The organism is Pauljensenia sp. C0170B4 (assembly GCF_056590235.1).
In genome coordinates this window covers 70,440-91,572 of the sequence record NZ_JBWPVS010000002.1, presented here as the reverse complement: position 1 = coordinate 91,572, position 21,133 = coordinate 70,440, and the positions used below count along the sequence as shown (strand labels likewise).

18 protein-coding genes and 1 riboswitch are annotated in these 21,133 nt (G+C 60.3%); all 18 genes read right to left on the bottom strand.

What is annotated here, in order from left to right:
* Positions 1 to 5 precede the first annotated feature (5 nt).
* The 18 genes from AC1EJ1_RS02915 to secD all read right to left on the bottom strand — a co-directional run bounded on the left by AC1EJ1_RS02915 (position 6) and on the right by secD (position 21,121).
* Positions 6 to 923 carry a helix-turn-helix transcriptional regulator gene (locus AC1EJ1_RS02915; RefSeq protein WP_285014050.1) on the bottom strand — a complete coding sequence of 306 codons (918 nt, stop codon included), beginning with the start codon at positions 921 to 923 and terminating at the stop codon, positions 6 to 8.
* A complete protein-coding gene (locus AC1EJ1_RS02910; protein ID WP_285014320.1) occupies positions 916 to 1,860 on the bottom strand; it encodes a helix-turn-helix transcriptional regulator in 945 nt (314 codons plus the stop codon). The genes AC1EJ1_RS02915 and AC1EJ1_RS02910 overlap by 8 nt, the downstream gene beginning before the upstream one ends.
* 222 nt (positions 1,861 to 2,082) lie before the next feature.
* Positions 2,083 to 2,928, bottom strand: a complete 846-nt coding sequence (gene hisG / locus AC1EJ1_RS02905; protein ID WP_285014049.1) for an ATP phosphoribosyltransferase — start codon at positions 2,926 to 2,928, stop codon at positions 2,083 to 2,085.
* A 32-nt stretch (positions 2,929 to 2,960) separates the two neighbouring features.
* On the bottom strand, positions 2,961 to 3,224 hold the full coding sequence (locus AC1EJ1_RS02900) for a phosphoribosyl-ATP diphosphatase (RefSeq protein WP_058236761.1): 264 nt from the start codon (positions 3,222 to 3,224) through the stop codon (positions 2,961 to 2,963).
* A gap of 21 nt (positions 3,225 to 3,245) precedes the next feature.
* Positions 3,246 to 4,289 (bottom strand): ABC transporter substrate-binding protein, encoded by a 1,044-nt coding sequence (locus AC1EJ1_RS02895; RefSeq protein ID WP_285014048.1) that lies wholly within the window; start codon positions 4,287 to 4,289, stop codon positions 3,246 to 3,248.
* Positions 4,290 to 4,311: 22 nt separating this feature from the next.
* Positions 4,312 to 5,046, bottom strand: a complete 735-nt coding sequence (locus AC1EJ1_RS02890) for an ABC transporter permease (RefSeq protein ID WP_285014319.1) — start codon at positions 5,044 to 5,046, stop codon at positions 4,312 to 4,314.
* A 125-nt stretch (positions 5,047 to 5,171) separates the two neighbouring features.
* A riboswitch (FMN riboswitch) is annotated at positions 5,172 to 5,298 on the bottom strand.
* A 47-nt stretch (positions 5,299 to 5,345) separates the two neighbouring features.
* Positions 5,346 to 6,008, bottom strand: a complete 663-nt coding sequence (rpe, locus tag AC1EJ1_RS02885; protein ID WP_058236763.1) for a ribulose-phosphate 3-epimerase — start codon at positions 6,006 to 6,008, stop codon at positions 5,346 to 5,348.
* A gap of 4 nt (positions 6,009 to 6,012) precedes the next feature.
* On the bottom strand, positions 6,013 to 7,458 hold the full coding sequence (locus AC1EJ1_RS02880) for a transcription antitermination factor NusB (RefSeq protein WP_285014047.1): 1,446 nt from the start codon (positions 7,456 to 7,458) through the stop codon (positions 6,013 to 6,015).
* Position 7,459: 1 nt separating this feature from the next.
* Positions 7,460 to 8,404 (bottom strand): methionyl-tRNA formyltransferase, encoded by a 945-nt coding sequence (gene fmt / locus AC1EJ1_RS02875; RefSeq protein WP_285014046.1) that lies wholly within the window; start codon positions 8,402 to 8,404, stop codon positions 7,460 to 7,462.
* A 9-nt stretch (positions 8,405 to 8,413) separates the two neighbouring features.
* Positions 8,414 to 10,009, bottom strand: coding sequence for a GTPase family protein (locus AC1EJ1_RS02870; RefSeq protein WP_285014045.1), 1,596 nt, complete (start codon positions 10,007 to 10,009; stop codon positions 8,414 to 8,416).
* Positions 10,009 to 11,703 (bottom strand): dynamin family protein, encoded by a 1,695-nt coding sequence (locus AC1EJ1_RS02865; protein ID WP_285014044.1) that lies wholly within the window; start codon positions 11,701 to 11,703, stop codon positions 10,009 to 10,011. The genes AC1EJ1_RS02870 and AC1EJ1_RS02865 overlap by 1 nt, the downstream gene beginning before the upstream one ends.
* Before the next feature lie 7 nt (positions 11,704 to 11,710).
* Positions 11,711 to 13,057, bottom strand: a complete 1,347-nt coding sequence (gene hisS / locus AC1EJ1_RS02860) for a histidine--tRNA ligase (protein ID WP_285014043.1) — start codon at positions 13,055 to 13,057, stop codon at positions 11,711 to 11,713.
* Between the two features lie 32 nt (positions 13,058 to 13,089).
* Positions 13,090 to 13,809: an MBL fold metallo-hydrolase gene (locus tag AC1EJ1_RS02855; RefSeq protein ID WP_058236769.1), complete on the bottom strand. Its 720-nt coding sequence runs from the start codon at positions 13,807 to 13,809 to the stop codon at positions 13,090 to 13,092.
* A gap of 3 nt (positions 13,810 to 13,812) precedes the next feature.
* A complete protein-coding gene (locus tag AC1EJ1_RS02850) occupies positions 13,813 to 15,144 on the bottom strand; it encodes a DUF349 domain-containing protein (RefSeq protein ID WP_480295377.1) in 1,332 nt (443 codons plus the stop codon).
* Between the two features lie 83 nt (positions 15,145 to 15,227).
* Positions 15,228 to 17,561: a RelA/SpoT family protein gene (locus tag AC1EJ1_RS02845; RefSeq protein WP_285014041.1), complete on the bottom strand. Its 2,334-nt coding sequence runs from the start codon at positions 17,559 to 17,561 to the stop codon at positions 15,228 to 15,230.
* Between the two features lie 73 nt (positions 17,562 to 17,634).
* Positions 17,635 to 18,180: an adenine phosphoribosyltransferase gene (locus tag AC1EJ1_RS02840; protein ID WP_070727295.1), complete on the bottom strand. Its 546-nt coding sequence runs from the start codon at positions 18,178 to 18,180 to the stop codon at positions 17,635 to 17,637.
* Positions 18,177 to 19,283 carry a protein translocase subunit SecF gene (secF, locus tag AC1EJ1_RS02835; protein ID WP_480295304.1) on the bottom strand — a complete coding sequence of 369 codons (1,107 nt, stop codon included), beginning with the start codon at positions 19,281 to 19,283 and terminating at the stop codon, positions 18,177 to 18,179. The genes AC1EJ1_RS02840 and secF overlap by 4 nt, the downstream gene beginning before the upstream one ends.
* On the bottom strand, positions 19,280 to 21,121 hold the full coding sequence (gene secD, locus AC1EJ1_RS02830; RefSeq protein WP_285014039.1) for a protein translocase subunit SecD: 1,842 nt from the start codon (positions 21,119 to 21,121) through the stop codon (positions 19,280 to 19,282). The genes secF and secD overlap by 4 nt, the downstream gene beginning before the upstream one ends.
* Between the last annotated feature and the right edge of the window lie 12 nt (positions 21,122 to 21,133).

Sequence of the window (21,133 nt, the reverse complement as noted above, 5' to 3'; positions counted from 1 at the left end):
CTCCCCTACTTCCCCATCGCCCACACGTCGCGGGCCCGGCGCGCCACGCGCGCAGCACGTTCTTTCCATTCGGAGGGCTCAACCTGCACAACATGTGGGGCAATGTCGATCAGGAAGTGAGTCACCCATTCCTCGTCCCACACTGGCACATCGACACTGAATTCGCTGCCCGAGTCACTCACGACGCTCAGCGGCACGGCGTCAAGAATCCATCGTGCCTCGCTCGTACACGTCATACGCACCATTGCCGAGGGGGACCCATCCGCTGCTGCAGGGTGTGTCACCGGCTGATCGCTGACGCTGATATCGCGCATACGGTCTATCCGAAATGTCCGCTCAGCTGCAGCGTCGTGATCCCAGCCGGTCACTGTCCAGCCGGTTTCGAAACGCTTGATGTTCCACGGGTCAATGGTGCGCTCGCGGTCATGGTCGTCATGCGGGTAGGTGAATCTCACCGCTACTTGGGCAGACAGCGCGCTCAAAATGTCATCGATTCGGGCCTGGTCGCTTCCGGAGGGCGAATAGGCCAGGGATTCTTCAAAGGCCTGCGCGTCACGTGTCACCGCCAGCGCCGTGTGCATGACGTGATCGTGCAGGTCAGGACCCAGGATCGGTGTGAGGGCCTGCAACCCCACAATGATCAGTGCTGCTTCCTCTTCGGTCAGCCTGGGCGGGACGTCTGCGCCGAGCGTCGAATGCATGGCGACGCGTTCTTCACGCGCGTACAGATCCCAGTCAATTTCCAGCGAGGCCCCCGGCAGGGAGTCGCGCACACTGCCCAGCACTTCGATGTCGCGTTGGACCTGCTTGCGTGTGCGACCAAAGTGCTCGGCAATGTCGTTGACCAAGGATCCAGGATGATCACCGATCCAGGCGACCAGTGACAGCAAACGTGCGGCGGCTACTTCTGTGCGTTCAGGCATCGTCACTCCCCCAGCCAGCAGCGGCGTCCAGTCGCGTCATGATCGCTTCGCGCAGCCATTCAGGTGAACGCACCACTACGTGTGAAACGTGTGCGAGGATCGCGCTTATCCATTCGCTGCGTTCGGCGGCCTGTCCGCGATACAGCATCCATCCGTCAGCAACACTCACCTCGCCCTCGCAGCTGCGGGCGCCCTCGGCACGGCACATATCTCGCACTGCCTGCGCCTGTCCGTCTTGAATTGCCAGGGTGGGCGAAACCATGAGGCGTTCGAATGGGTCGCCCAAATTGTCCGGGATAGGGCCGGCGTCTCCGGGTTCTCCCAGCAGCGTGACGCCTGACGTTATGCGGGAGGTACGGAAGAGCCGTGGTTCGTCGCAATCCAAATCCAATCCCCACACGTACAGGCCGCGTCCTCGCATGATGATGCGCCACGGTTCGATTGCGCGCTCTGAAACGCGGGTGGATTCGTACATGAATGTGATCGGTTGGCGGTTGCGGATCGCGGTGAGAATATCGACGATCATGTGAGCGCCCGACAATCCGACGCTGAGCGGTGCACACGGTTTTTCTGCACCATCGCTGAGGGCACGCAGTTTCGTGGTCAGCATTGCGCCGCGCTCGGCTCCATCCTGCTCGTTCCACGCGCCCAACGCCATGTTGATCAGCGCGCCGTCCACTGCGTCGAACGTGGCGCGACGGTCAGCAAATGAGTCCGGCGAAATCGCATATCGCTCTCCGTGACGGCCGGGCGTGACGGTCATGATGATGCCAATGTCACGAAGAGCGTCCTTGTCGCGTTGGAAGGCGGAACTGAAGGCTTCTTCTGACAGATTTCGATAGCCTTCCAGCCTCCAGATCTGATCGCGTGTGCGCCCCACATCGGACGTGAGTAACTCAAAGAACGTGTTGAGAACACGGACGTTCGTTGATGACATACTCACTGTTTCAGCCTAGCGGATTGAGTCGCGCCGACATGACGTGGCGGATGGCGTGTGCAGGGTGCGGGGCGCGCGTGAACCGTATGAACGATATCCCCATTCGAACACCCCGCGGGGCGCTGCGATCTGAACCATATGGTTCCCTATCAGATCGGCGGGCTGCCCGGGCACACCAATATGGGCACCCTCGGGCCCCTGCCGTGGCCGGATCGACGCTGTTCAGATACGTGAAGCAGCCAGTTTGGTCACGATGATGGCGCGCGCGCCCTCCGCGTAGAGACGGTCCATCACCGAGTTGATGTTCTCTGCCTTCACCATGACGCGCACGGCGAGCCACTCGGTATTCATCAGGGGCGAAATGGTCGGGGAATTCAGGCCCGGCGTAATCGCAATCGCGGCGTTCAGGTCGCGCTCACGCACGTTGTAGTCGACCAAGACATACGAGCGTGCAACCAGGACGCCTTCCAGGCGTCGGTCGAGCGTCGCAAGCGCTGCGTTATCCCGCATGTCCTCACGGGCAATCAGCAGGGCCTCCGATTGCATCAGAGGGTCACCGAACACTTCCAGGCCGGCTGCGCGAAGCGTACCACCTGTTTCGACGACATCCGCGATCAGGTCGGCAACGCCCAGACGAACTGAGGATTCCACTGCACCGTCAAGGTGGACAACTTCGGCATCGATACCGGCCTCATCCAAGTAATCTCGCACGAGTTTGTCATAAGAGGTCGCAATGCGGCGCCCTTGTATGTCCTCCAGTGACGTGAACTCACCGGCTGGTCCCGCGAAGCGGAAGGTTGAGCGGGCAAATCCGAGCGCCCGATGCTCCACCGCGCCCGAAGGCGAATCGCGCAGCAAGTCACGCCCGGTGATACCGACGTGAATCGTGCCATGACCAACGTGGACCGCAATATCGCGCGGACGCAAGAAGAAAAACTCGACATCGTTCGCGTGGTCGCTGATCACCAGTTCACGGCCGCGGCGGTGCAGCTGATAGCCCGCCTCGGTGAGCATCGTGATAGCAGGTTCGGACAGTGAGCCCTTGTTGGGCACGGCAATTCGTAGCATGGTGAGTCCTTCGCAGGTGCGGTGCTGTGAGCTTACAGGTGCTTGTAGACGTCTTCGAGCGTCAAGCCCTTCTTGATCATCATGACCTGAGCATGATAGAGCAGCTGAGAGATTTCGAGCGCCAGGTCGTCGTCAGTTTCATATTCGGCTGCCATCCACACTTCAGCCGCTTCCTCGACGACCTTCTTGCCGATGGCGTGAACGCCGCGGTCAAGTTCAGCGACCGTTCCAGATCCCTCAGGACGTGTCTGGGCCTTCTCGGTCAGTTCTGCAAACAGTTCATCAAATGTAGTCACATGATCACATTACTCGAGCAATCAGCGGCTTGCGAACTCGTTCGTCACCGCGGCGTCAACATCGGGAGCCTGCGTGAGCACACCTGCAGTGTCATACAGGAATTGTCCCATCTTGTTCCATCTGTCGAGATCCTGCTTGCCGCTGGCGGCTCCGTTCCCTGTCGTCATCAGCTTGATCGTGGCTTCGAGTACTGCTCGGGCACCCTCGAACGATGCCGGATCGTTCAGCGTGTCATCGTATTTCTTCGCCACCTCCAGAGCGTGCTGAGGATTGTCCTTCGCTCGTTCAATCCCCTGCGTCGTACCGTCCACGATGGCACGCGCCGCATCAGGATGTGCGTCAACCCATTCGCGGGTGCTCACCAGCGTGGCGGACACCAACGGTAAAGCGTCTTGGTCGACGTCAAGGGCGCGCACCTTCATACCATCGAGCCCGAAACGGACCATCTCGTTGTTCGTGAAGACGACGACTGCGTCGACCTGGCCAGCCGCCAGGGCAGCCTGCTGCGTGAAGCCGATCGACACGACGTTGACATCCTGCGTGCTCAGCCCAGCGTTGTTCAGGATTGCGAGCAGGCCCAGCCAGTTGGAACCGAATTCGCCGGGGATACCGATACTGTGTCCGCGCAGATCGTCAATGGAGTCAATGTCGGATTCTTCTGGGACGGCGACAACCACCGGGTAGGTGTGGTAGTAGGAGCCAATGGCAACCACATCCATTCCCTGATCACGAGCCTGCAGTACCTCATCACCCGAGGCAAGCACGACATCTTCTTCACCGGCTGTCAGAGCGGTGAACAGTCCTTCATCGGCGCCGTGATGACGCAGCGTGACGTTCGCTCCCGCATTCGCGTATACCGCGTCTTCCTCGGCAATGTATGTGGGCGCGAACTGGACGTTGGGAATGTAAGTCAGCCCGAGCGTGACGTCAGTGGGCTCTTGCAAGTCAACTTCGCTTTGGGCATTAGCGGCCGGCGAGGGCGACTCGGAGGAGCTGCAGCCACATAAGGTCACAGCGCTCGCCGCTACCACTAGTGTTGTCAAAGCGCGTATGCCACGTGCCATCAGTAATCCTTCTTTCATCTTTTCAACTGCGGTTATACCGCTTTTCAATCCGGTAGATAACGATGTAAATGCTCATTGCCAACACGCAGAGCACAATGATGGAGACGAACATTCCGGGCGTGTCCATGTTTTGGCGTTGCTGGACAAGAATGCCGCCCATACCGTTGCCCCCCATGACCATCTCCCCCACCACGGCACCGGTCACCGACAGGGTGAAACCGTTGCGCAGGCCAGCCAGGATTGATGGTGCTGCCATTGGAGCTTCAATTTGGCGCAGCATTATCCACCCTGACGCGCCGTCCAGTGAAGCAGCTTCCAGCACGTCCTGGTCAAGGTGACGCAGTCCGACAACGGTGGACACGAGGATCGGGAAAAAGACCATGATCGCGCACAGGGCAATCACTGGGGCCAGGCCGAAGCCGACCCACAGGACCAGCAGGGGTGCCAGTGCGATCGCGGGGATCGCCTGGGTTGCACCCAGGAACGGTTCGACTGCTGCGCGGAACCAATTCACTTTGTAGATCGCGTACGCCAGTGGCAACGCCACAAGGGCACCTGTCGCACAGCCGAGCACTGCTTCGCCTGCGGTGATCAGCACCCGTTGCCACATCCAGGGCTGTGTGAGCAATACCTGTGCTCGCTGGAAGACTTGTGCGGGGCTGGGCAGTCGCCACGGTTCGAGTGAAAAAACAGTGGTGGCCAACGCCCATACGGTCATGATCAGCAGGAGGAAAATGAGGGGTGCGCACACGTTCATCACGCTGCTGATTCCTCGAGCGCCGCGTCGCTGGCTCTGGCTGGTTGCCACCTGTTCGTGTCCTCCGCGCACCGGGGGCTCACGCAGCACAAATGACGAGCGCGTCCAAACGCGCGGTCACGCTTCCTGTGCTCCTCCCATCCGGACTTTCACCGTCGGTACCGGAGTTTCACCGGTTCAGCCACGCGTATGAACGCGCGGGTCGCGGACTCTCACCGCCGGTTCGGACTTACACCGACCCCGGAGCATGTGGCAATTATGGCACGCCAACTGGGAAAAGGAAAACTAGATTCCTCAGCTCAGTGACAGTGCGAACCGGCAAGTTCGCGCAACGTCGCAATCTCCGTGTATGCATCCTCTGCCTTGAAAATCGCCGACCCGGCAACGAAGTTCGTGGCACCAGCCTGTGCGCACTGTTCAATCGTCTGGCGTGACACGCCACCGTCAACCTGAATCGACACGGGCAGGTCAGCCGACCTAATCGCATCACGAGTGCGGCGAATCTTGGGCAGCATTGACTCAAGGAACTTCTGACCACCGAATCCCGGCTCGACCGTCATGATGAGGATCATGTCGAATTCGGACAAGATATCGACGAATGGTGCAATGTCAGTTGCCGGGCGCAGCCCCAGGCCCACACGCGCACCCTGGTGTCGGATCTCGCGCGCAAGCCGAATCGGTGCCGCTGCAGCTTCGACATGGAATGTCACCGACTCACAGCCAGCCTCAGCGTAGGCCGGCGCCCACCGGTCAGGATCCTCGATCATCAGGTGCGCGTCCACCGGCAGGATGCCGGTCTTCACGCAGGCTTCTACAACCGGAAGGCCCCACGTCAGGTTGGGCACAAAGTGATTGTCCATCACGTCAACGTGAGCAATGTCAGCTGAGGAAATCGATTCGAGCTGGCCATGCAGATCAGCAATATCGCAATTGAGAATCGACGGCGAAATAGTCAGATGCATGCTCTCAGGATACCCGTTTCATCAGAGCCATAAACATCGCATCGGTGTCATCACGATGCGGCCACAACTGCAGGGTCGGTCCGTCAGCGCTCAACGGCTCAGGCGAGATACCCGCAGCAACCGGCACAGCATCGATCAGTTCCACGCGTCCCGACTCGCTCAGGCGTCGGACCTGGTCAACAGTTTCCGCACGATGCGGCGAACAGGTGACATACGCAACCACTCCCCCAACGCGAACCAGATCAACAGCCCGGTCCAATAAGTCACGTTGAAGCGCAACCAGATCCGCCAGGTCCCCCTCGGACCTGTGCCAGCGTGACTCCGGGCGACGGCGAAGTGACCCCAGGCCCGTACATGGCGCGTCGACCAGGACGCGATCGAATGAGCCAAGCTGCCACGGTGTTCCCTGCCCGCCGAGCGTGCGCCCATCAGCGGAAATGACCTCGACGTTGGTCAGGCGGGCCGTTGCGCGCTCAACGAGGCGTGCGCGGTGAGTGTGGACTTCGTTTGCCAACAGGTGTGCCCCTCGCTCGGCTCCCTCAGCCGCCAGAAGCGCGGCCTTCCCGCCCGGACCAGCGCACAGGTCAAGCCATGCGGTGTCCGACCCTTCGATCGGCGCGGCGGCAGTGACGAGGGCGGCCAGCTGGGAACCTTCATCCTGCGCACCGGCCAGTCCGCGTCGAACAGAGCCGATGCGTGCCGGGTCGCCCGACTCCAGGACAACAGCAAGCGGCGAACGCGTGCCCGGAGCTACCCGCGTGTGGCATGCATCAATCGCTTCATCAGCCAGGTCCTCCACGTCAATCAGACCCGGGCGGGCAACTAGAGTCACCAGTGGTGCCTCATTATTGGCAGCCAGTGTTTCTTCCAGCTCATCCTTGGAGCAGCCATGAGCTGTCAGGGCGTCGCCCAGTGCCGAAACAATCCAGGTCGGGTGTGAATAACGCACAGCCAGGCGTTCGACCGGATTCTCGATTGCGTCAATGTCCGCGTCGATCTGATCAGCGCCGGTGCGGATAATGGAGCGCAAAACAGCATTGACCATCTTCGCCGGACCGTCAGTGAGGACTTCGCGGGCAAGGTCAACGGTTGCGGCGACGGCCGCATGGTCCGGCACGCGCATGTTGAGGATCTGGTGAGCTCCCATGCGAAGCACCGTGCGCAACGATGGATCGAGCTGGTCGACCGGACGTGTCGAATGGGCGTTGATGATCCAGTCGAGGCGGCCCTGTGCGCGCGTTGTGCCGTAGACGAGCTCAGCGGTAAATGCCGCATCGCGCCCGTCGAAGGATGCGAAGTCTTCTTTCGCAGCACGCAGAGCTTTAGGTAGTGCAAGGTTCGCGAACGCGCCGTCCTGCTCGATCGAATCAAGGACCTCAAACGCGACGAGCCGGGCAGGATCAACGTTGCGTTTCGCTCGGTAACCATCCGCATATCGTCCTGTTGCCATCTCACTCCTCCGTTGCCATAACGCCGACACGTTCCTCGCCGCTGAGGCGTGCCCCACGCGCCCAGGCCGCTGCGTCCATCCAGCCTTTACCTGCTGGTGCGACCTGGCCCAGTCTGACGCACGCGTCAGCGCACCCGACCATGACCTCATGCTTTGTCACCTGCAGCAGACCTGTGCCGAGTGTGGGCTGATCGGTGGGCTCGGCCCCCGCAATCTTGAGACGTTTGCCGTCAGGCAGAACAGTCCATGCACCTGGGTTCGGAGTGAAGGCGCGGATGTGACGCGACACCTCTGCCGCGCTCTGGGTGAAATCAATGAATCCCTGGACGGGGGTGAGCATGTGAGCATAGGTGACACCATCTGTATCCTGCACGTGTGCTGATGCGCGTCCGTCAGCCAGTGCATCCACCGTGGCCACCATCTGGTCAGCTCCGAGACGTCCCATTCGTTCCAGCAGTTCCCCGGCAGTTTCAGACGGGTCGATCGTGACCGGCAAGCGCGAAAAAACCGACCCGGTGTCCAGGCCGTCTTCCAGCTGGAAGATACTCGACGCCGTTCGAGCATCACCCGACCAAATCGCATACTGGACCGGGGCAGCTCCGCGCCAGCGCGGCAAATCCGAGAAGTGCAGGTTCACCCACCCCAACCGCGGCATTGTTAAGACAGAAGGCGGAATGATCGCGCCGAATGCAACAACGACGCCAAGGTCCGCGTCATAAGCATCAATGTCGTGCTGAAGCGACGGATCGGTAAAACGTGACGACTCGATCAGCTCGAGGCCATGGTCAGCCGCGTATTGCGCGACAGGTGACGGGAAGGTTTTCTTGCCTCTGCCCCGTCGAGCCGGCGGACGAGTGATGACCGCGACCACGTCATGTTTCGAATCGTTCAACGCCGACAGGGTGGGCACAGCGACGTCAGGAGTTCCAGCAAAAATAATGCGCACAGCTATATTCTAGTGGGTTCGCGAGGCGGCAGCATTCAGGTGCTTCACGATGTCAGCCTGACGTTCGCATTCAGCTACGAGGGGCCCGCTGACACTCTGTTCGATGACTTCGCTGATCGACCGAGTCAAGCGCGAGTGTGCCCGGCGGCGAGCACGGGCTGCTCCTATGCGCACGCCAACCCACGACAGCAGAGCCACGATTACCGTCAGGGCCAGCCCTCCAAGAACGCACCAGGTGGGAACGGGCAGACCGCGCCACATCGGCACGTCCCACCGGATCATGAGGAACTGGTCGGCCCCACGCACCGCCAGGATCCACAGCACTCCGACCAGTGCCATCAGCCATCCGATGCCTTGGAGGATCGCGCTCGCACGCCACCAGGTACGTCGTTCTTGCAGGCCAAAATCGGTTCCGGCAACAGCCTGGTCGAGCCGTGTGGTGACGCTTTCGGCACGTTCGCGGGCTAGTTCACGTACGCGGCGCTGCCACACCTGCGGTCTGCCGTGCGCAATCTGCCCGGCAATGGTTCGCACGCCAGAATTCAATTTGGCACGGGCGACGGGTGTTGCTTCGGGCACAGATGACACTGATGATTCCGAGCTTTCCAGATGGAGGCGTGCCAGCGGGTCGGATTTGAATCGGGCAAGCAGACGGAACGGAAGCCAGCCGCACACTTTCTGAGCACGGTGACGATACCCCGCATCAACAGCTGACGTCACGTGTCCCACACCTGCAGCGCCCGCTGCAACATTAACCAGCTGTAAGGTCAGGTTCTTCGGCACCTTCGGCAGTTCAGCAGTTTCAATCTCCAGGTCCCGGCGCGCCACATCAACGGCTTCATCCAGGACGGCGCCAACACGCTCAGCCTGCTGACGCACAATACGTGCGCGCTCAGAGATCATCGAGCGAACCGCATCAATGCCCTCCCCTGTCACCGACGAGGCACCCACCAGCTTCATGCCGGCTGCCTGATCAGCTTCCAGGAGACGACGAATGTCCGCTTCGATCTGGCTACGATCAGTCGGCGAGAGCTGGTCGACGTGCGTGAGCACCATACACGCCGGCGCACCGTAGGCAGCGAAACGCGCAATCCACTGCGAATGGATAACGTGGTCGGCATACTTTTGCGGATCAACGACCCATACGATCAGGTCAACGCGGGACGCAAGACGCTCGGTGAGCGCCACATTGTCCTGCTGAATAGAGTCGATATCAGGCAGATCAACCAGGGCCACACTTTCCGGAAGGCCGGCGCCCGACGGGATCATGACCTGCTCGCGCACGCCCATCCATTCGACCAGTCCAGGTGCACGCGTGCCCGCGCCGATAGCGGCCAGAGCCTGTGTGGTGGTGGGGCGGCGTACGCCAACCTGCGCGATGTCGTGCCCCAGGATCGCGTTAAAAAGCGACGACTTGCCTGACCCGGTTGCTCCCACGAACGCAACCACGGTCGTGTCAGGATCGAGCCCTGTGCGTTCGTGTGCGCGCAGCAAGCAATCCGCGACGCGGTCCACGCATTCATTGGACACATCCGGTCCGGCAAGCTCCATAGCGGAGGCAATATGATCCACGCGTTCGGCAGGGTTGGAGAGACCACGGGTCATTATTCGGCTCCTACCGACCATTGTTGGCTCGCCTGCGCAATCGCCTCGGTCAGGCGCGCGTAGTCACCTGCTTCGGGCAGAGCGTCGCGCGCCGGCTGCAGGATTTGGGCGATCTCCTGGTCAGCTGCCTCCACGAGGTTGCGGTGCGCCTTCTTGGCCATGTCACGCACCGCCTGGTCGCCGAAAATCGCTTCGAGCAGTTTGTGCGCCACGGCCGCGGTTGCACCAGCTACACCCACTTCAGCTCCGGTCAGTCCACCCGTTGACGCAAAAATGACGATCATCAGCGCCACGCCCACCACGTTGACACCAATGGCCATCATCTGGGCTCCGGCGCGCTTGGACTGGCCCTCGCTGCGCACCATCGCAAGCAGTTCGCGCTGCCATTGATTCGCGACGCGCTGAGCACGCTCGGACGGATCCAACGCCGTCATGATTGACGAGGGCGACGCGCCTACCAGTGCCGGATCAGTGCGCGACAGCTCGGCCACCTGGTCACTCACGTCAGCAAATTCATCTGCCAGCAAGCTGGTCAAGCCAGCTTCAATGGCATCTTCAACAGGTTCGGACGGGGTCGGGCGCCCTCGAAAGAAGGCAGAAATGCGGTCACGCAGACGCGAAATGCCTCGCGACAGTATGCGCGTGAAATCTGCCGCGCCGACAACTTCCTGCCAGCGGGCCAGCACCTCACCACGCAGCAGCGTGCCGTCGGCAGTGCCCTGGCGGACACGACGCCCGGCAGCCTCCCCGATCCGGTCTATACGCTCCACAGTTGCCTCAACGGCGGCACGTTCCTCGTCGAGAGCCTGGCTGACTGCGCCGGCCGATTCGATCACCTCTCGCACCGATCCGCGGATCGCCTGCTGAGCCAGTTCGCTGCGGCGTTCGGCGTCTGCTCCCAGTGCGTGTAGTCGGTCAACGAGCGGCTGGACGGCATCGCGGGGCAGCAAGCCATCCTCGAGCGCCTGTTCATCGATAGCGAGCACCGGGGCGTTGCCAAGGCCGCGCTCGGACAATAATGCATTCAGGTCGGCCGCGACCTCCTGGGTTGCCCCAGGCGGAATGCGGTTGAGGACGATCACCGTCTCGATGCCGCGACTTCCGGCCTCTTCGAGCACCTGCCACGGCACGGCATCCGCGTAGCGGGCCGCAGTCGTGACGAAAATCCACAGGTCAGCCGCGTCGAGCAGTTGACGAGCCAAGGCACGATTGTCGTCCACGACCGAATCAAGATCAGGTGCATCGATAACGCCGACACCGTGGGGAATGGCTTCGAGGGCGCGCACACGTAGCGAGTGAGGATGTGATTCGCGCTCAGGATCAGCATCCGCCTCTTCACGCCTGCGCGTCAGGGAGGTGAGAATCCGGTTCGAGTCGAACCACATGGCGTCGCTGGGATTGTGCAGCAGGAGCGGGTCGCGTGTCGTGGGACGTACGGCTGACGACGCCGACACTGCGTACCCAACCATCGTGTTGACCAGGGTGGATTTCCCGGCCCCCGTAGATCCGCCGATCACGCACAGAATGGGTGCCTGGGCATGTTCGAGGCGCGGGATCACATGATCGTCGAGGCGCCGCAGGGCTCGAGCCTGTTCACTACGTGCACGGCGGGCTGACGGCGTTTCGACATTGATCGACACGTCCGCCAACGCATCACGCATTTCACGCGCACTGTGCAGTGGTGAACGCTCCATAGTCAGCCTAGTCCTCCTGTGTGGCCGACGCGATGCGCGGATGCATATCCTCTGCCGGAGGCATCCATGTCTCGCAATCGGCTTCGACCTGGTCACCCGATCGAATGTCCTTGACAGTGTCACCTTCCGAGGCGCCCGGGAACCAGACGAATGGTATTCCTAATCGATCAGCGTAGCGGATCTGTTTGCCGAATTTGGCCGCTGTAGGCGCAACATCGGTGGGAATACCGCGTGAACGCAGGGTCGCTGCGATCCGGTTGGAGTGCCCGCGGTCTTCCTCGTTCATGACGGCGACGACCACCGCGGCCGGTGAGGTACGCGTGGCGGTCACCATTGGCTGCGCGATCATGCGGGAGACGAGGCGAGAGACACCAATGGACAGCCCGACGCCCGGGTAGCTACGTTTGCCGTCCGATGCCAGAGAATCGTAGCGCCCACCTGAGCAGATCGATCCCAGTGACGGGTGTTCGGTCAGCACTGTTTCGTAGACCGATCCAGTGTAGTAGTCCAGTCCGCGCGCTATCTTCAAGTCAGCAAAGACAGCGCCGGGCATGCGCTCATGCGCGTCACTAATCAGCGCACACAGCTCATCCAGCCCCTCGCGCAAAATGTCGTTGGACAGTTCCAACGCGTCAATACCGTCGCGAAGCTCGGCCACATCATCGGTGTGGATCTGCGCCATTGTCAGCAGGGTGCGTGCCTGGTCGCCTGCTATTCCGGCTTCTGCCAGTTCCTCGGTCACACCCTCGGGCCCAATCTTGTCCAGCTTGTCCAAACCGCGCAGCGCTGCGTCAACGTCGCCAACTCCGAGCGCTTCGCATACGCCCTGAACGACCTTGCGGTTGTTGGCCAGGATCTTGAACGGGCCGATGGGCAGTGAGGACAGTGCTTCGGCCATCACGAGCGGCAGGTCGACCTCGAAGTGGAACGGCAATGCACCGTTGCCGACGATGTCGATATCGGCCTGAGTGAATTCGCGGAAACGTCCTTCCTGCGGGCGTTCGCCGCGCCAGACTTTTTGAATCTGGTAGCGCTTGAACGGAAAATGCAGGTCGTTGACGTTATCCAGGACGTATCGGGCCAGCGGAACGGTCAGGTCGAAGTGCAGTCCGATCCTGCGGTCCTTATCGGTGTGTTCGCCTTTCTCGAGTCCCTGGAGACGTTCAAGCAGGTACACCTCTTTGGAGGTTTCCCCTTTGGACAGCAGCGAGTCGAGGGTTTCGACGGCTCGGGTTTCAATGTTGGAAAACCCGTGGAGTTCGAACACATGACGCAGCGAATCGAGCACATGCAGCTCGATCAGCCGGCCCTCAACGCTCCATTCGGGAAATCCAGACAATTTTGTCCGTGCCATCGTATGTGTCCTTCGATTCTTTTACTCTGTGTCTAGCCTTCGCGTCGTGCGCGCGCAACGTACTGATTGGTCTGAAGTTCGTGTGCCCACGTCGTCAGTGGCCCGTGCCCCGGGATCATGACCGTTCGCGGATCAATGGCGTTGGCCATGGTGCGAAGCGTATGTTTCATTTGGCGTTCGTCTCCACCGGGCAGGTCGGTGCGTCCAACCGACCCGGCAAAGATCACGTCAGCACTCAGCGCCCACGGAATTGGATCGTCATGCTGCCACAGGATTGTGCCCTCGTGGTCCGCGATATTGACGTCGCACTCCCCCAGGAACAATGCCGACCCCTCTGTGTGGCCTGGCGCAGGAAGCATCTGCAGCCAGATGCCGGGCTGGATTTCGAACGTGTCAGAAGGCACGTCGCGCAGATCTTCCGGCTTGTGCCACGTCAGGTCCATGCCGCTCGGTTTCATCGGCAGATACGACATCGGGTCATCCATGCGGTATCTGTCAGGGCCAGGGATCCACACCGGTGCAGGCGCGTCAGGTGCCCATGAGGCCACCTCGTGAGCATCCCAGACATGATCAGGATGACCGTGAGTGCACAGAACGGCGCCCACCTGAGCATCAGCGCGATCCAGTGCCCCGCGGATCTGGTCGCACACACCTGCCGACGGGTCAACCACTACGACGTTCGCTTCTGCGTCGGGCTGAAGCACGATGCAGTTAGCCCCGAAAAACGGGGTCGGTATGACAGTGATGAGCACGCGTCACTCCATTGACGAGCGGATCTGATCCAACCACGCAGTCTTCGTTGCCAGTGTTTCGCGCAACGACTGTACCTGATCGGAATTTCCGGCGCTTTCGGCCTTCTCGATGTCGGCTTTCAGTCGGTCGAGCTGGTCTTCCAGCTGCCCCAGCATGCCTTCGGCGCGGGCACGTGTCTCCGGGTTCGAGCGCTTCCACTCGCGTTCTTCAGCCTGGCGCACCGCATCCTCCACGGCGCGCATCCGGCCTTCAACCTGGCCGACGTGGGCCGATGGCACGCGGCCAATCTCATCCCACTGGTCCTGGATGGCGCGCAAACGAGGCTTGACAGCGTCCATGTCTTCGATCGGCAAGAGCGCCTCGGCCTGCTCCAGCAGCGCTTCCTTGGCCTTGAGGTTTTCTTCAGATTCGGCATCTGCTGCTTCATCCTTGGCGCGGCGCGCATCGAAGAACACCTGCTGCGCTGTCCTGAAACGTGCCCACAACGCATCGTCTTCCTTGCGAGACGCGCGAGGCGCTGCCTTCCAGCGATCCATCAGGTCCCGGTAGGCCGACGAGGTTGGCCCCCAGTCCGTTGAATTCTGAAGGGCTTCAGCTTCAGCAATCAGCCCTTCCTTCACGCGACGCGCCTCAGTCTGCTTCTGGTCAAGTGCCGAGAAGAACTGGCGACGATGACGGTCAAAAACAGTGCGTGCACTGGAAAAACGCTTCCAGAGCTCATCTTCGGTGGATTTGTCCAGGCGTGGCCCCTTGCGCTGTAAAGTCTTCCACTCTTCAAGCAAGTCACGCAGTGCCTGTCCTGAATGCTTCCAGTGGGTGCGTTCTGGGTCCTGTTGAGAAATTTCTTCGGCCCGCTCGACCACGCTGGTGCGATCTGCAATGGCCTGTTCGCGAGCAGCCTGGCGCTCGGCCTTGGCTTGAACCTTGCGCTCCTCACCAGCCTGAGCGGCCTTGTCGACGCGCTCACGCAACGCGGGTAGGTCACCGATTGCTGCCGGCTCCGCAACGGCCTCACGCAGCGTGGCTACGGTTTGGTCGATGTCGCGTGCCCCCAGGTGAGGCAGACGGTCTTCAAAAAGGCGGATCGTGGCTTCCAAGTCGCTGTAGCGCCGCTCGTACAGTTCGAACGGGTTGTCCGGAGCGCCCTCCGGGTAGGATCCGATGAGGCGTTCGCTCTCACCGTCAGTGACGTAGATATTTCCTTCAGTGTCCATTCGCCCGAACTCGGTACGAGCAGGTTCGGATGCGGTTTCCGGGGAGCCAGTGGATGGCTGCTGTGGATTAGGCGAGATAGTCACGATCTTCCTTCTCGGGACGTGGATGGACCGATCCATCCGTGCGCGGTTATGTGTCTTGACTGACACTTCCTTATCCTACGCAAAATCACGCTCGAGGGGCGAACTGTCGGTCTCCTCGTTCACGATTCGTCTGCACGGGATTCACGCGCACGTTTCCGGGTGCCCGTCACGCGACGCGCCTCAAAAACACCATCAACACGTCTGAGAGCAGATAAAACGGCGTTCAGATGTGCCATGTCCGCAAGTTCGAATGTGAAGCGCGTAGAGGCCACCTGGTCAGCCGACGTCGACATTGATCCGGTCAGAATATTGACCGAATAATCCGACAGGACCTTCGTCAGATCCGACAGCAATCCAGCCCGATCCAGCGAACGCAATTCAATTTGGACGCGGTACTGCGCGTTCGAACGGTTCGTATCCCACGAGACATCGATGAGACGTTCAGGGTGGAGCTCTTCCAGACGGGCTGCGTTCAAACAGTCACTGTGGTGGACGGAAACACCTTGCCCACGTGTGATGAACCCCATAATTGGGTCGCCGGGCACCGGCGAACAGCATCGGGCCAGCTTGACCCAGATGTCATTGGAACTCATTCCAGACACCACGATGCCCACATCCGAGGTCGCCTTGCGTGTGCGCGTATCGCCTGGTGTGATGCCTTCAGCAAGCGTCTCTTCAGTGCCGGCTCCCCCGCCCAGGTTCTCCACCAGTTTGGACACGACATTGTGGGCGGACAGGTGGTTCTCTCCTACTGCCGCGTACAGACCCGACACGTCCTGGTAACCCAGGTCAGTTGCCACCGACAGGATCGATTCATGATTCATCAGGCGCTGCAGAGGCAGGTTCTGTTTGCGCATCGCGCGCGCCAGTGCTTCCTTGCCGGCTTCGATGGCTCCCTCACGGCGTTCGCGCGAGAACCACGATTTGATTTTCGATCGTGCACGAGGGGACGCCACAAATGCCAACCAGTCATGAGACGGGCCGGCCTTTTCTGACTTCGAGGTGATGATTTCACACGTGTCGCCCGATTCCAGCTGCGTATCAAGAGGAACGAGGCGGGCGTTGACGCGTGCACCGACAGTGTGATGGCCGACTTCGGTGTGGACGGCGTAGGCAAAGTCGACGGGTGTGGCGTGTGCAGGCAGCACGACAACTTCGCCTCGCGGGGTGAACACGTAGACTTCTTCACCGGCAATTTCGTAGCGCAGCGAGTCGAGGAATTCTTCCGGGTCGCCTGTTTCCCGTTCCATTTCCACCAGAGCACGCAACCAGTTCATCTGCTCATTGGTGCTCATTGCGTCGGACGTGCCCGATGTTGCGTTCGGGTTCTCCTTGTACTTCCAGTGAGCGGCTACGCCATTTTCGGCACGCTCGTGCATCTCATATGTGCGTATCTGGATTTCCACCGGCCTGCCGCCCGGCCCGACCACCGTCGTGTGCAGCGATTCGTAGAAGTTGAACTTCGGCATGGCGATGTAATCCTTGAACCTGCCCGGAATCGGATTCCACCTGCCGTGCATTGCGCCCAAAACGGCGTAACAGTCTTTGACACTGTCAACAAGGACTCGCACCGCCACCAGATCGAAAATCTCATCGAACGCTTTGCCGCGCACAATCATCTTCTGGTAGATCGAATAGTGGTTCTTCGGGCGCCCGCCGACCGTTCCGCGAATTCCGGCGCGCCGCAGATCCTCTTCGATCTGCGCGATCACGTCACGCAGGTAGGTTTCGCGGCGCGGTGTGCGCTGCTGAACAAGCCGGTCAATCTCCTCGTAGATTTCCGGCAGCATCGTCTTGAATGACAGCTCTTCAAGCTCCCACTTGATCGTGTTCATGCCCAGGCGGTGAGCAAGCGGCGCATAAATCTCCAGCGTCTCTTTCGCCTTGCGTTTGGCGGATTCAGGCGAGACGTACTTCCACGTGCGCGCATTGTGCAGGCGATCTGCAAGCTTGATCAGCAACACGCGGATATCCCGACTCATCGCCACGATCATCTTGCGCAGTGTCTCGGACTGGGCTGCGGTGCCATAGCGGATCTTGTCAAGCTTGGTGACACCGTCGACCAGCAGTGCGATTGACTCACCAAAGTCAGCGGTGAGCTGCTCAACCGTGTAATCCGTGTCCTCAACCGTGTCATGCAGCAGCGCCGCCACCAGCGTTGGCGTCGTCATGCCCATTTCAGCCAGAATCGTCGCCACTGCGACGGGATGAGTGATGTACGGTTCGCCAGATGCGCGTTTTTGGCCTCTGTGGTGAACTTCAGCCGTCTCATAGGCACGCTCGATAATTGAGATATCTGCTTTCGGGTGGTTGGCGCGCAAGGCACGCACCAATGGTTCAATCTCAGGTGCGGTCGTGCGCCCTCGCGAACCAAACCAGACCAGTCCCGACCGCACAAAGGACCCTGCCGACGGCGCTTTCGGCCTGCTCGGTGGTTTAGTTCTCTCACTCACACAGTCATCATAGGCTCAGGCGCGCCCCCACGTGTGAGGAAGCGCGCCTGAGCTGGAAAGTTACCGGGTGATGTCAGACAGACAGTGCCACTGCAGACTGCACATCCAAGCCCTCAAGCTTGTCTCGGCCCTTCAATTCCGTCAGTTCCAGGAGGACCGCCACACCTGCAACCTCGGCCTTGCACTGCTCAAGCAGATTCACCGAGGCACGTGCCGTGCCGCCGGTCGCCAGCACGTCGTCAATGATCAGGACGCGTTGTCCCTCTACGACAGAGTCCGGGCGAAGCTCCATGCGAGCGATGCCGTATTCGATGGAGTAATCCTCACCGATCACCGGTCCGGGCAGTTTGCCGGCCTTACGAATCGTGATCATACCGATGCCCATACGTGTCGCCATCGGTGCAGCCAGGACGAAGCCTCGTGACTCCAGGCCTGCGATAGCGTCAATGCGTCCCTCGTAGTGCTCGCAGAGCAGATTGATAGTTTCCTGGAACGCCGGGCCGTTGGCCAGCAGCGGTGTGATGTCGTGGAAGAGGACGCCTTCCTGCGGGAAACCGGGGACGTCACGCATATTGTCGACGACCAGTTTCTTGATGCGCCTTCCGAGTTCTTCTGTCATTTGCGCTTACGCTTCTTTCGTTGAGGTTGAGCATCATTGCCAAGACGGTGCCCCGGGATGACCGGTCGCGCCGCCACAGCGTGTGCCTGAACACTGTCGGATGTTGGGGCGTGGTCACCCTCGTCAGTCGAATCGATTGAGCGTTGCCTGGCGACGATGGTGTTGTGTTCACGGGCGCGTGACCGATGCTCCTCCAGCATGACCAACAGCGGCGAGGCGATAAATATCGACGAGTAGGTACCCACAATCATTCCGACGAACAGTGCCAGAGCAATATCCGTCAGCGTGCCCGCACCCAGAAGAACAGTACCGATCACGAGGATCGCTCCCACCGGCAGAAGTGCGACAACGGAAGTGTTAATGGAACGCACCATCGTCTGGTTGACGGCGAGATTGACCAGTTCGCCATATGTGTAGCGCTTCTGCTCCCACACATTCTTCGTCAGGCCGCGCACGTTGTCGAAAACGACCACCGTGTCATACAGGGAGTATCCCAAAATGGTCAGGAAGCCAATGACGGTTGCAGGTGAGACTTCGACTCGAGTGATCGCGAAGAACGCGACGGTCAGGGCCACGTCGTGCAGCAGAGCCGTCATAGCAGAGATTGACATGGTCCACGAGCGGAAGTACACCGTCATCAAGGCGGTGATGACCGCCAGGAAGATGACCAGAGACTGCAGTGCCTTCCCGGTAACGTCTTTGCCCCATGACGGGCCGATCGACGAGGACTGGACATCATCTGTGGATATATCGTATGCCTCTGCCAGCGCGTCGCGAACTTGCGCTGTCTGGTTGGGGTCCAGTGACGGTGTCTGGACGCGGATACCGTTCTGACCCAGATTCGACACGCGCACGTCGGTCACGCCCGCGGATTTGGCTGCATCATATGCAAGCTGCTGTTCACTTTGGCTAATGCCGATCATGGAGAATTGCGAACCACCGGTGAATTCGATGGATTGACGCAGTCCCAGCACTGACACGAGGAGCGCACAGACAACCAGCGTGATGCCGGCCGCGTACACGAAAATCTTGCGGTTCGGGACGATCCGATAGGATTTCTCGCCCGCATACAGGGCGTTTCCCCACTGGGCGTAACTTCTCATCGTGCTTCCTCCTGCTTAGCCGCAGCGGCTTGTTCTCGGCGCTGCTCAGCAAGCGATTTACGGGTGCCGACCGCTGTGCTCCCCGATGGCGTTGATACTGACTTCGTCTTGCGCACATCAGTGCGTGCACGCGCCGCGTAGATGGCACTGGACTTTGCACCGAGGTGTTCGGGATCCAAACCGGACAGCTTGTGGCCTTCACCGAAAAATGGGATGCGGATGAACAGCTCCATCATCGGGTGCGTGAAGAAGAAGATCACCGCAAGGTCAACCACCGTCGTCACGCCCAATGTGAAGGCGAATCCCTGCAGGCCACCCACCGCGAGCATGTACAGCACCACGGCGGCCACGAGGTTCACCGCGTCCGAAATCATGATGGTGCGTTTGGCCCGCTCCCATCCTTCGTCGACGGCTGCCACGAGCGGGCGACCGTCACGCACCTCGTCGCGGATGCGTTCGAAGTAGACGATGAACGAGTCAGCGGTGACGCCAACTGCAACGATCAGGCCAACTACGCCAGGCAGTGAGAGGCGATATTCCATCAGCCATGACAGCAACGTGATGACCAGGTAGGTGATCACGCCCGCCATCAGGAGTGAACCGATCGAGATGATCGACAGGCCTCGGTACTGCCAGATCATGAACAGGACAACCAGGATCAGACCGATCAGACCGGCCCACAGGCCCTTGGCCAGGTGGTCGGATCCGAGCGTTGCAGAGATCTGCTGCTCGGACTGGACGGTGAAGTCCAATGGCAGTGAACCGAAGTTTAGCTGATTGGCCAGTGCCTTGGCACTGGTTGGCGTGAAATTACCGCTGATCTTGGCATGACCGTCAGTGATTGCTGCATTCATCGACGGTGAGGTAATCACCCTATTGTCAAGGACGACTGCGAAGCGGTTACGCGTGGGATCAGAATTCTGGAAGCCGACCAGACGAGTTGACGCTTCCTTGAATGCTTCGGTACCGACTGAGTCGAATTCGAGGCTCACAACCCACTCGCCTGTTGCCTGCCCCGTCTGGTTGTAGTCCATTGCGGCCTGGGCTGAATTCAGGTTCTCACCTTTGACATCGATCGGGCCAAGCAGGAATTTTTGGGTTCCGTCATCCGAGCACGTGGCATAAGGCTTGTCGGGATCACCGGGAGTGGTCTGGGTGCGTGCCTCAGTCGACATGCAGTCCAGGGTCAGGAAGTCGAACACGACCTGCTCGGTCATCCATGCCGAGTCCGAGTTGTTCTCCGGTGTGGTCGCCGGCTCGGTGCTCAGTTTCCCATCCTTATCCTGGTCGGCAGCCTGGCGGGCCTCATCCTCGGACATGGCTGTGGACACAAGGGTTTGCGACTGCGGCTGGTCGGCTGCATCTCCAGACTGCGCGCTGCCGGCTCCCGACTGGCCGGAATCGCCGCTTTGAGCCGCTTCCAGTTGTTGCCTGGGTGCAACTGCGGCACCGACCTGCAGCACTGGACGGAAGTCCATCTGAGAAGATGAGCGGATCAGATTCAGCGTCTCCTCTGAGGGACGGCCAGGCAGCGAGACCACAATGTTGTTCGAACCCATTGAGGTGATTTCCGATTCGGAGACACCCGAGGCGTCCACGCGGTTACGGATAATGTTGATCGCCTCAGTGATGTCCTCATCAGTGATGTTGCGGTCGTCTTCGCCTGTCGTATTCGGCGTCAGAATCAGCTGGGTTCCACCTTCGAGGTCCAGAGCCAGCTTCGGATGGAGTGATGCACCTTGAGTTGCGCGTCCGATCAGCAGTGCTGCGATGCCGATAGCGATCACAACAAAGAGCGCGACAAGTGTGCGCACCGGGCGACGTTTCTTATTAGCCACAGTGATGGAGTC